This window comes from Pseudomonas sp. B2M1-30 (assembly GCF_025447575.1).
GTDB lineage: Bacteria > Pseudomonadota > Gammaproteobacteria > Pseudomonadales > Pseudomonadaceae > Aquipseudomonas > Aquipseudomonas botevensis.
Window position 1 is genome coordinate 114,651 of record NZ_JAOEJT010000015.1, and the last position, 11,855, is coordinate 126,505.

7 protein-coding genes are annotated in these 11,855 nt (G+C 62.0%); 4 read left to right on the forward strand and 3 right to left on the reverse strand.

Going from position 1 to position 11,855, the window contains the following annotated elements:
* Positions 1-117 precede the first annotated feature (117 nt).
* The 3 genes from zipA to N8H74_RS24575 all read right to left on the reverse strand — a co-directional run bounded on the left by zipA (position 118) and on the right by N8H74_RS24575 (position 5,399).
* Entirely contained in the window at positions 118-990 is an 873-nt protein-coding gene (zipA, locus tag N8H74_RS24565) for a cell division protein ZipA (protein ID WP_217834027.1), read from the reverse strand.
* Positions 991-1,248: 258 nt separating this feature from the next.
* The gene (smc, locus tag N8H74_RS24570) at positions 1,249-4,737 is read right to left on the reverse strand and encodes a chromosome segregation protein SMC (RefSeq protein WP_262150989.1); all 3,489 of its coding nucleotides are present in this window, start codon (positions 4,735-4,737) and stop codon (positions 1,249-1,251) included.
* Positions 4,738-4,739: 2 nt separating this feature from the next.
* Positions 4,740-5,399: a GntR family transcriptional regulator gene (locus tag N8H74_RS24575; protein ID WP_217834025.1), complete on the reverse strand. Its 660-nt coding sequence runs from the start codon at positions 5,397-5,399 to the stop codon at positions 4,740-4,742.
* 266 nt (positions 5,400-5,665) lie between these two features.
* Between N8H74_RS24575 and xdhA the strand changes: the two genes are divergently transcribed.
* The 4 genes from xdhA to guaD all read left to right on the forward strand — a co-directional run bounded on the left by xdhA (position 5,666) and on the right by guaD (position 11,799).
* Positions 5,666-7,120 carry a xanthine dehydrogenase small subunit gene (gene xdhA / locus N8H74_RS24580; protein ID WP_262150991.1) on the forward strand — a complete coding sequence of 485 codons (1,455 nt, stop codon included), beginning with the start codon at positions 5,666-5,668 and terminating at the stop codon, positions 7,118-7,120.
* Positions 7,113-9,512: a xanthine dehydrogenase molybdopterin binding subunit gene (xdhB, locus tag N8H74_RS24585; RefSeq protein ID WP_262150993.1), complete on the forward strand. Its 2,400-nt coding sequence runs from the start codon at positions 7,113-7,115 to the stop codon at positions 9,510-9,512. Before xdhA ends, xdhB begins: the two co-directional genes overlap by 8 nt.
* A gap of 99 nt (positions 9,513-9,611) precedes the next feature.
* Positions 9,612-10,469: a xanthine dehydrogenase accessory protein XdhC gene (gene xdhC, locus N8H74_RS24590; protein WP_262150995.1), complete on the forward strand. Its 858-nt coding sequence runs from the start codon at positions 9,612-9,614 to the stop codon at positions 10,467-10,469.
* A gap of 25 nt (positions 10,470-10,494) precedes the next feature.
* A complete protein-coding gene (gene guaD, locus N8H74_RS24595) occupies positions 10,495-11,799 on the forward strand; it encodes a guanine deaminase (RefSeq protein ID WP_217834021.1) in 1,305 nt (434 codons plus the stop codon).
* Positions 11,800-11,855: the final 56 nt, after the last annotated feature.

Below are 11,855 nucleotides of genomic sequence, written 5' to 3' on the forward strand. Positions count from 1 at the left end.
CATAAAGCAAAAGAGCAGCCGAGGCTGCTCCTATCTCATTACATGTTTTGAATCAAAAAATCGCAGCCGGGTTCCACTCGACGACTCCTGTGAGGGCCACGGCTGCGATCTCTGATCTCAGCGCTTCTGGGTCAGGGCGCGACGTTCGAATTCGACGATGCGCTGGCGGTAGTGTTCGATGGTCTGCGCGGTCAGGACGCTGCGCTGGTCATCTTTCAGTTCGCCGTTCAGCTCCTGGGAGAGCTTGCGGGCCGCCGCCACCATCACGTCGAAGGCCTGCTTCGGATGACGCGGGCCTGGCAGGCCAAGGAAGAAGCTCACCGCCGGGGTGCTGAAGTGGTCGATGTCATCCAGGTCGAAGATGCCCGGCTTGACCGCATTGGCCATCGAGAACAGTACTTCGCCGTTGCCGGCCATGCTTTCGTGACGGTGGAAAATGTCCATCTCGCCAAAACGCAGACCGCTTTCCAGGATGTTCTGCAACAGCGCCGGGCCTTTGAAGCCGGCCGGATCGCGACAGATCACGCTGATTACCAGCACTTCTTCGGCTTGCGGCTGATCCTTGTCGCTGACCATTGGCGACGGCTTGGCATCCTCGACGAAATCATCGTCACGGCTGCTGAAGCTCGGGCCGCCGTCCAGATCCAGATCGAGGTTCAGGTCGCCCTGGGCCGGACCGTTGCCGCCACGCTTGCCACGTTTGGAGCCGGACTCGCGAGGCTCGCGCGCTTCCCGTGGCTCACGGGCCGGCATGCTCACCGACGGCAGATCGTGTTCGTCCAGCTGTGGTTCCTTGTGTGTATCCAGTACGCGGGACGGGCCCAGCAACTCGGCGTTGCTGTCCTCGTCGGGCAGGTTGGACAGACTTCGGTCAAGACGGAATTTCAGTTTTCCCTTGCCGCCGCGCATACGGCGCCAGCCATCGAAAAGAATACCGGCTATCACAATGATGCCGATGACGATCAGCCACTCGCGCAGACCGATTTCCATTAATCCCGTGCCTCTATAAAAAATGCTGAAAAATAAGGGGTTTACATTGTGCAAACCGCTTTAAAACGTGGCGCCAACTCTATGTTCTGACAGGCGTTTTGCCCACGTATACGAAAAATTGACATTAAACTAGCACGACCAAAGACAACTTTACACCGTCTGTCTCATTGGCTTGCGCGAATATGTCGATTGGCCAGCAAGTCGAAGCTGGTAAAACAGTCCTACAGACTACAAATACCTTTCCGACACCGCGCCGGCTCAGGCATCCACCATCGCCATCGCCTCCTCGACATCCACGGCCACCAGTCGCGAACAACCCGGTTCATGCATCGTTACCCCCATCAGCTGATCGGCCATTTCCATGGCGATCTTGTTGTGGGTGATGTAGATGAACTGCACGGTCTGCGACATCTCTTTGACCAAGCGTGCGTAGCGTCCAACGTTAGCGTCATCCAGTGGCGCGTCAACTTCATCGAGCATGCAGAACGGCGCCGGATTCAATTTGAAGATCGCGAAAACCAGTGCCAGTGCGGTCAGCGCTTTTTCGCCGCCGGAAAGCAAATGGATGGTGCTGTTCTTCTTTCCTGGCGGCCGCGCCATGATCGTCACCCCTGTATCGAGTAGATCTTCGCCCGTCAGTTCCAAATACGCGCTGCCACCACCGAAAACTTTCGGGAAAAGTGCCTGTAAACCGCCGTTGATCTGATCAAAGGTATCCTTGAAGCGGTTCCGTGTTTCCTTGTCGATCTTGCGGATGACGTTTTCCAGCGTCTCCAGCGCTTCCACCAGATCGGCGTCCTGAGCATCCAGATAACGTTTACGCTCGGATTGTTGCTGGTATTCGTCGATGGCCGCGAGGTTGATCGCGCCCAGGCGCTGAATCCGCGCGTTGATGCGTTCGAGTTCGTCTTCGGCTTCGCGTTCACTGGCCTCCGGGGTCAGCGTGGCGAGTACGCCGTGCAAGTCGTAGCCGTCTTCGAGCAACTGATCCTGCAAGGCCTTGCGGCGCACGGTCAGGGCTTGCCATTCCATGCGTTGCTGTTCGAGCTGACCACGGATCAGCTGCGATTGCTGCTCGGCCTGGGTCCGGCGTTTTTCCGCATCACGCAGTTCGCGGTCGGCATCTTCCAGGGCTATTTGCGCAGTCTTGAGTTCTTCGTCGACGCTCATGCGTTTGTCGAGCAACTCTTCAAGTTTGAGACGCAGCTCTTCCAGCGGCGCCTCGCCCTCCTCCAGATTGAGGTTCAACTGCTCGCGTTTTTCAGTCAGGCGTTCGGCCTGCATTTCCAGGCGCTCCAGCGCCTGACGGGTGGAGTCGTGCTGAGCGCGCAGCGAACCCAGGCGCACCGCCAACTGATGGGCGTGATCCTTGTGCTGTCGCGCTTCCTGACGCACGCGGTCGAGGCGTTCGCGCAGGCTGTCGCGCTGGGCCAGCAGCAACTCGCGCTGCTCGGTATCGACGGCCATGGCATCGAGAGCGTCCTGCAACTGCATCCGCGCTTCGCCGATGTGTTCGTGTTCCAGCTCACGCTGTTCGCCGAGTTCGACCATCTCTTCATCGAGACGGGTACGACGCAGGTTCAATTGCTCGGCCTTGGCCTTGCCGGCGGACAACTGGGCTTTCAACTCGCCCTGCTGACGCGCTTCATCCTGCAGCAGCCGGCGCAAATGTTCGCGGCCGTTTTCCTGCTGGCGCTGTTGCGCACGCAGGGTCTGCAAGCGGGTTTCCATGGCCTCGACGGTGGCTTCGCGCTCTTCGCGCTCCAGTTGCAGATCCTGGATTTCCTGGCCACGGGCGAGCATGCCGCTTTCGGCCTCGCTGGCGCGACGTGCCCGCAGGAAGTGCCGGCCGACCCAGTAACCGTCGCGGCTGATCAGGCTCTGCCCGGCGCTCAACTGACCGCGCAGGGCCAGTGCCTGCTCAAGGCTGTCGACCGGTTTGACCTGAGCGAGCCACGACGACAGGTCAACCTGCGCCTCGACCTTGTCCAGCAGACTGCCCGGCACCCGCACGCCATCACTGCCCGGACTGAGCAGGCGCAGATCGCCCTGGGAGAACCCGGACAGATCGAAGCCGGCAAAATCATCCACCAGCACCGCTTGCAGGTCGGCGCCGAGTACGGTTTCCACCGCCAGCTCCCAGCCCGCCTCGACCTTCAGGCCTTCGGCCAGACGCGGACGCTCGGCGAGGTTGTGTTCACGCAGCCACTCGGCGGTGCCGGTGCCCGGATCGAGCGCCGCTTGCTGCAAGGCTTCCAGCGACGCCAGGCGACCGTTGAGCCGCTGCAGATCGCCCTGCGCCTGCTGCTGCGCGGTCAGCGCCTGCTGCAACTCCTGACGCAGTTGTTCCAGTTTTTCGACCTGGGCCTCTTCGCTGGTCTGCAAATCCTCGAGCGTCGCTTCGGACTCGGCGAGCTGTTCGCTGAGTTCCATGATCGCCGCGTCTTCCGGATCCGCCGACAGCAACGCGCGCTCTTCACCCATCCGCCGCTGGCGCTCGGCCAGACGTTCCATGCTGGCTTCCAGTTGCTGGATGCGCGACTGCTGCACTTCGGCCTGACGACGCGGTTCGGCGGCGGTCAGGTTGAAGGTGTCCCACTGCTCCTGCCAGCCGTGCATGGTCAGCTCGGACTCTTCGAGGGCGGCGGCGGCTTCTTCGGCGGCGGCGCTGGTGACTTCCTGCTCGGGGGTGAGCATGTCCAGCTCTTCGCCGAGGGTCAGCAGCAGCGTGCGGTCGTGACCGAGATGGGACTCGGTTTCCAGGCGCGCGCGCTCGGCTTCTTTAAGATCGTCCTGCAACTGACGCAAACGTTGCTGGCCGTGCTGGATGCTTTGCTCGACCCGGGCGATGTCGCCACCAACCGAATAGAAGCGCCCCTGCACCAGATTGAAACGCTCGGACAGATCGTGGTGCCCGTCACGCAGACGCTCAATGGCCGCATCGGCGTTGCGTTGTTCGGCGACCAGCGCTTCGAAACTGATTTCCTGGGTGCCGATGATCGATTCGCGCTGGGCGACCTGCTCGTTCAGATCCTGCCAGCGCAGGGCCGACAGTTGCGCCTTGAGCTGACGCTCCTCGGCTTTGTATTCCTGATACTTCTCGGCAGCCTGGGCCTGGCGGTGCAGGCGTTCGAGCTGGCGTTCGAGTTCTTCGCGCAGGTCGGTCAGGCGGGCGAGGTTTTCGTGGGTTCGGCGGATACGGTTTTCCGTTTCGCGCCGACGCTCCTTGTACTTGGAGATCCCCGCCGCTTCTTCGATGAAGTTGCGCAGGTCTTCGGGCTTGGCTTCGATCAGCTTGGAGATCATCCCCTGCTCGATGATCGAGTAGCTGCGCGGGCCGAGGCCGGTGCCGAGGAAGATGTCGGTGATGTCCTTGCGGCGGCATTTGGCGCCGTTGAGGTAATAGCTGTTCTGGCTGTCGCGGGTGACTTTGCGGCGAATCGAGATTTCCGCGTAGGCCGCGTACTCGCCGATCAGTGTGCCGTCGGAGTTGTCGAACACCAGTTCGATGCTCGCCTGGCTCACCGGCTTGCGGCTGGTCGAGCCGTTGAAGATGACGTCGGTCATCGACTCGCCACGGAGGTTCTTCGCCGAACTTTCGCCCATCACCCAGCGTACGGCGTCGATGATGTTCGACTTGCCGCAACCGTTCGGCCCGACGACCGCCGCCATGTTACTGGGGAAGTTCACCGTGGTCGGGTCGACGAAGGATTTGAACCCCGCCAGTTTGATGCACTTTAGCCGCACGTTCAGGCCGCCGTCAGGGCGGACACCACCAGATCGCAACTGCGCTGGGCGTAAGCCGTCAGCACGATGCGGATCTGCGGCAGATCACGGGCGAGCACAGCGGCGAGCAGGCGTTCGAACAGTTCGAGGAACTCGCTCATCTCGGCCTTGCGCTGCTCCAGAGCGAGGAAATACGCGCGGCTCATGGCCGGTTGCAGGTTCTCGACGGTTTCTTGCAGATAAGGGTTGTTGGCGAACGGATACGCGGCGCGCATCACATTGAAGCTGTCGTCGACGAAGGTGCGGATGTCCTGGCGCTCGTAACTGGCGGTCAGGCGCTGCTGGATCTGCACGAACGGCGCCATGTCGGCCTGGGTCTGCCAGCCGTTGGCAACCGCGTTGCCGAGCAGGATGTACAGCTCGCTCATCAACGTACACAGGCTCTGAACCTTGTGCGCCGTCAGTTCGGTGACGTGGGCGCCACGACGCGGCAGGATCGCGATCAGGTGACGGCGTTCGAGAATCAGCAGGGCCTCGCGAACCGAACCCCGACTGACATTCAGCGCCAGCGTGACCTTCTGTTCCTGGATGCGCTCTCCCGGCTTCATTTCGCCGCGAATGATCCGCTCGGCGAGGTGGTGGGCGATTTGCTCGGCGAGGCTGTCCGGCGCCTTGAACGTCATGGTTGTCCTTCAAATTCTTTGATCTGCACAAGCGGCGCAGTGTAGCGCACTGCGCGTTCATGGCGGAGTGCCCGCACAGCGGTTTTTGGCACGAATCCCGCAAAAAAGCAGGAGTTCGATAGCGGGTCAATACTCAAGAGACGAGCTGTTGATCGACGAAACGAGTTTTCTTGACCTTTAAGTCAGAAAATCATTGACCGAAAAGTCAGAGCTGCTAAATTCGGCTCACGTCGGTTAACAACAATAATGAATCTGCGAGGCCTTCCGTGATCCAGTTTTTACTAAACCAGGAACTCCGTAGCGAGCACGCCCTGGACCCGAACCTGACCGTGCTCAATTACCTGCGCGAACACGTGGGCAAGTCCGGCACCAAAGAAGGTTGCGCCAGCGGCGACTGTGGCGCCTGCACCGTGGTGGTCGGCGAGTTGCAAACGGATGACGATGGCCGCGAACACATTCGCTATCGCAGCCTCAACTCGTGCCTGACGTTCGTCTCGTCGCTGCACGGCAAGCAATTGATCAGTGTCGAAGACCTCAAGCACAAAGGCGAGCTGCACAGCGTGCAGAAAGCCATGGTCGAGTGCCACGGCTCGCAGTGCGGCTTCTGCACCCCCGGTTTCGTCATGTCGCTGTTCGCCCTGCAAAAGAACAGCGACGCGCCGGATCACCAGAAAGCCCACGAAGCGCTGGCCGGCAACCTCTGCCGCTGCACCGGCTATCGGCCGATCCTCGCCGCCGCGGAACAATCCTGCTGCGGCAAACAGCCGGATCAGTTCGACGCCCGGGAAGCCGAAACCATCGCCCGCCTCAAGGCCATTGCGCCCACCGATATCGGCGAACTCAACAGCGGCGACAAACGTTGCCTCGTGCCGCTGACCGTGGCCGACCTGGCCGACCTCTACGACGCTTATCCACAGGCGCGGCTGCTGGCCGGCGGCACCGACCTGGCGCTGGAAGTCACCCAGTTCCATCGCACCCTGCCGGTGATGATCTACGTCGGCAACGTCGCCGAAATGAAGCGCATCGAACGCTTCGACGATCACCTGGAAATCGGCGCCGCCACCGCCCTCTCCGACTGCTACGAAGCGCTCAACGCCGAGTACCCGGACTTCGGCGAACTGCTGCACCGCTTCGCCTCCCTGCAAATCCGCAACCAAGGCACCCTCGGCGGCAACATCGGCAACGCCTCGCCGATCGGTGACTCGCCACCGCTGTTGATCGCCCTCGGCGCGCAGATCGTGCTGTGCAAGGGCGAAACCCGGCGCACCCTGGCTCTGGAGGATTACTTCATCGATTACCGGGTCACCGCGCGTCAGGAAAGCGAATTCATCGAAAAGATCATCGTCCCGCGCGCCAGCGCCGAGCAGCGTTTCCGCGCCTATAAGGTGTCGAAACGCCTGGACGACGACATCTCCGCCGTCTGCGCCGCGTTCAACCTGCGCGTGGAAAACGGCGTGATCCGCGACGCCCGCGTGGCCTTCGGCGGCATGGCCGCGATCCCGAAACGCGCGGCCCATTGCGAAGCCGTGCTGCTCGGCCAGCCGTTCAACAACGCCGTGGTCGAACGCGCCTGCGCCGCGCTGAGCGAAGACTTTACGCCGCTCTCGGACTTCCGCGCCAGCAAGGAATACCGCCTGCTCAGCGCGCAAAACCTGCTGCGCAAATACTTCATCGAACTGCAAACACCGCACATCGAGACTCGGGTGACCGCTTATGTCTAACCATCACGCCGTAGAGAAGACCCAGGCTGAATTGGCCGAGCTGTTCGCCAAGGATCTGACCACCGGTGTCGGCCGCAGCGTCAAGCACGACAGCGCCGCCAAGCATGTGTCCGGTGAAGCGCAGTACATCGATGACCGCCTGGAATTCCCCAACCAGTTGCACGTCTACGCGCGGCTGTCGGATCGCGCCCACGCGAAGATCATCAGCATCGACACCCGGCCGTGCTACGCCTTCGAAGGCGTGCGCATCGCCATCACCCACGAAGACGTACCGGGCCTGAAAGACATCGGCCCGCTGCTGCCGGGTGATCCGCTGCTGGCCATCGATGACGTGCAGTTCGTCGGCCAACCGGTACTGGCCGTGGCCGCGAAGGATCTGGAGACCGCACGCAAGGCCGCGATGGCCGCGATCATCGAATACGAAGATCTGGAGCCGGTGCTCGACGTGGTCGAAGCCCTGCGCAAACGCCATTTCGTCCTCGACAGCCATACCCATCAGCGCGGCGATTCGACGTCAGCGCTGGCCACTGCCGAACATCGCATCCAGGGCACGCTGCACATCGGCGGCCAGGAGCACTTCTATCTGGAGACCCAGATCTCCTCGGTGATGCCGACCGAAGACGGCGGCATGATCGTCTACTGCTCGACCCAGAACCCCACCGAAGTGCAAAAACTGGTGGCGGAAGTGCTCGACGTGTCGATGAACAAAATCGTCGTCGACATGCGCCGCATGGGCGGCGGTTTCGGCGGCAAGGAAACCCAGGCCGCCAGCCCGGCGTGCCTGTGCGCGGTGGTCGCGCACCTCACCGGCCAGCCGACCAAGATGCGCCTGCCACGGGTCGAAGACATGCTGATGACCGGCAAGCGTCACCCTTTCTATGTCGAGTACGACGTCGGCTTCGACAACACCGGGCGCCTGCACGGGATCGCCATGGACCTGGCCGGCAACTGTGGCTGCTCGCCGGACCTGTCGGCCTCGATCGTCGACCGGGCGATGTTCCACTCGGACAACTCGTACTACCTGGGCGACGCGACCATCAACGGTCACCGCTGCAAGACCAACACCGCGTCGAACACCGCTTACCGTGGTTTCGGCGGCCCGCAAGGCATGGTCGCCATCGAAGAAGTGATGGACGCCATCGCCCGTCACCTGAACCTCGATCCGCTGGCGGTGCGCAAGGCCAACTACTACGGCAAGACCGAGCGCAACGTCACCCACTACTACCAGACCGTCGAGCACAACATGCTCGAAGAAATGACGGCGGAACTGGAAGAAAGCAGCCAGTACGCCGAGCGTCGCGAAGCGATCCGCCGCTACAACGCCAACAGCCCGATCCTGAAAAAAGGCCTGGCGCTGACCCCGGTGAAATTCGGCATTTCCTTCACCGCCAGCTTCCTCAACCAGGCCGGCGCGCTGATTCACGTCTACACCGACGGCAGCATCCACCTGAACCACGGCGGCACGGAAATGGGCCAGGGCCTGAACACCAAGGTCGCGCAGGTGGTGGCCGAAGTGTTCCAGGTGGAAATGGACCGGGTGCAGATCACCGCGACCAACACCGACAAGGTGCCGAATACCTCGCCGACCGCCGCCTCCAGCGGTGCCGACCTCAACGGCAAGGCCGCGCAGAACGCCGCCGAAATCATCAAGCAGCGTCTGGTGGAATTCGCCGCGCGGCACTACAAGGTCAGTGACGAAGACGTCGAATTCCACAACGGTCACGTGCGGGTACGCGACCAGATCATGACCTTCGAAGCGTTGATTCAACTGGCGTATTTCAATCAGGTATCGCTGTCGAGCACCGGGTTCTACAAGACCCCGAAAATCTATTACGACCGGAGCCAGGCCCGTGGCCGGCCGTTCTACTACTTCGCCTTCGGCGCGGCGTGCTGCGAAGTGATCGTCGACACCCTCACCGGCGAGTACAAGATGCTGCGCACCGACATCCTCCACGACGTCGGCGCCTCGCTGAACCCGGCCATCGACATCGGCCAGGTCGAGGGCGGCTTCATCCAGGGCATGGGCTGGCTGACCATGGAAGAACTGGTGTGGAACAGCAAGGGCAAGCTGATGACCAACGGGCCGGCCAGCTACAAGATCCCGGCCGTGGCGGACATGCCGCTGGACCTGCGGGTGAAGTTGGTGGAGAACCGCAAGAACCCGGAAGACACGGTGTTCCACTCCAAGGCTGTCGGCGAGCCGCCGTTCATGCTCGGCATCGCCGCGTGGTGCGCGATCAAGGATGCGGTGGCCAGCATCGGCGATTACCGGCATCAACCGAAGATCGACGCCCCGGCGACCCCGGAGCGGGTGTTGTGGGGTTGTGAGCAGATGCGCCAGCTCAAGGTTGTGAAAGCGGTCGAGGCTGAAACCGAGCTGGCTCCGCTCTAGACCGAGGCGCGGCCTTCGCGGGCAAGCCCGTTCCCACAGGGGGAATGCGGGCTTGCCCACAAAGAGGCCCGAACAGACAACAACGATGTCGAGGTGAACATGTACAACTGGATCGACGCCCTCGCCGACCTGCAGAATCAGGGCGAACCCTGCGTTCTGGTGACGATCATCGAAGAGCTCGGCTCGACGCCGCGCAATGCCGGCTCGAAGATGGTCGTCAGCGCCCGCCAGACGTTCGACACCATCGGTGGCGGGCACCTGGAATACAAGGCCATGCAGATCGCCCGCGAAATGCTCGCCAGCGGCCGGCAGGACACCCATCTGGAGCGCTTCAGCCTCGGCGCCAGTCTGGGCCAGTGCTGCGGCGGCGCCACGGTGTTGCTGTTCGAACCGATGGGTCAGGTGCAGGCACAGATCGCCGTGTTCGGCGCCGGCCATGTCGGTCGCGCCCTCGTCCCCCTGCTCGCCAGCCTGCCCTGCCGGGTGCGCTGGATCGACTCGCGGGAAGAAGAATTCCCCGAGCAGATTCCCCACGGCGTACGCAAGATCGTCGCCGAAGAGCCTGTGGATGAAATCGACGACCTGCCCGCCGGCAGCTACTGCATCGTCATGACCCACAACCATCAGCTGGATCTGGAACTGACTGCCGCGATCCTCAAGCGCAACGACTTCACCTGGTTTGGCCTGATTGGTTCGAAGACCAAACGCGCCAAGTTCGAACACCGTTTGCGTGACCGGGGCTTCGACCCCGCCGTCGTGCAACGCATGCGCTGCCCGATGGGCATCGGCGAAGTCAAAGGCAAGTTGCCGGTGGAAATCGCCATCTCCATCGCCGGCGAAATCATTGCCACCTATAACGCCAATTTCGGCCAGCACACCGCCAGCGCCGAACCGATTGCCAAGCTGCTGCCCGTTTCCCGGCGCAATCAGGCCGTCAGCCTGAAAGCGTCAAACTGATTAGCCTCACAGATAGAGAACAACCATGCCTCTGACTCGCAAAGCCTACCGCGCCGCCATCCTGCACAGCATTGCCGACCCCGCCGAGGTCGGCATCGACGCCTCCTACGAATATTTCGAGGACGGCCTGCTGGTGGTCGATGACGGCAAGATCAGCGCCCTCGGCCACGCCAGTGAACTGCTGCCGACCCTGCCGGCGGACATCGAGATCAACCATTACCAGGATGCGCTGATCACACCGGGCTTCATCGACACCCACATCCACCTGCCGCAGACCGGCATGGTCGGCGCCTACGGCGAGCAATTGCTGGACTGGCTCAACACCTACACCTTCCCGTGCGAAAGCCAGTTCGGTGACAAGGCCCACGCCGACGAAGTGGCCGATATTTTCATCAAGGAGCTGCTGCGCAACGGCACCACCACCGCGCTGGTGTTCGGCAGCGTGCATCCGCAATCGGTGAACTCGTTCTTCGAGGCCGCCGAAAAACTCGACCTGCGGATGATCGCCGGCAAGGTGATGATGGACCGCAACGCGCCGGACTATCTGACCGACACCGCCGAATCCGGCTACCTCGACAGCAAGGCGCTGATCGAACGCTGGCACGGCAAGGGCCGCCTGCACTATGCGGTCACCCCGCGCTTCGCCCCGACCAGCACCCCGGAACAGTTGACGCTCGCCGGCCAGTTGCTCACCGAGTACCCGGATCTGTACATGCAGACCCACATCAGCGAGAACCTCAAGGAAATCGAGTGGGTCAAGGAGCTGTTCCCGGAGCGCAAGGGCTATCTGGACGTCTACGACCACTACCAACTGCTCGGCGAGCGCTCGGTGTTCGCCCACGGCGTACACCTGTGCGACGACGAATGTGCGCGTCTGGCCGAGACCGGTTCAGCGATTTCGTTCTGCCCGACTTCGAACTTCTTCCTCGGCAGCGGCCTGTTCAACCTGCCGATGGCCGAGAAGCACAAACTGAACGTCGGCCTGGGCACCGACGTCGGTGGCGGCACCAGTTTCTCGCTGCTGCAAACCCTGAACGAAGCCTACAAGGTGATGCAGTTGCAGGGCGCGCGGTTGAGTCCGTTCAAGTCGCTGTACCTCGCCACGCTCGGCGGCGCGCGGGCCCTGCGTCTGGAAGACAGGATCGGCAACCTGCAACCGGGCAGCGATGCCGACTTCCTGGTGCTGGACTACAACGCCACGCCGCTGCTGGGCTACCGTCTGAAACAGGCCAACAACATTGCCGAGACGCTGTTCGTGCTGATGACCCTGGGCGATGACCGGACCGTGGCGCAGACCTATGCGGCGGGTGCGCTGGTGCATCAGCGCTGAGTTTTTCCGAGGCATAAAAAATCCCCCGGTACTCTTCAGTCCGGGGGATTTTTGTT

Excerpts from the sequence above, each read along its gene's own strand:
- zipA (WP_217834027.1), bottom strand. The coding sequence starts at position 990 with ATGGAAATCGGTCTGCGCGAGTGGCTGATCGTCATCGGCATCATTGTG.
- N8H74_RS24575 (WP_217834025.1), bottom strand. The coding sequence starts at position 5,399 with ATGACGTTCAAGGCGCCGGACAGCCTCGCCGAGCAAATCGCCCACCAC.
- xdhB (WP_262150993.1), top strand. The coding sequence starts at position 7,113 with ATGTCTAACCATCACGCCGTAGAGAAGACCCAGGCTGAATTGGCCGAG.
- xdhC (WP_262150995.1), top strand. The coding sequence starts at position 9,612 with ATGTACAACTGGATCGACGCCCTCGCCGACCTGCAGAATCAGGGCGAA.
- guaD (WP_217834021.1), top strand. The coding sequence starts at position 10,495 with ATGCCTCTGACTCGCAAAGCCTACCGCGCCGCCATCCTGCACAGCATT.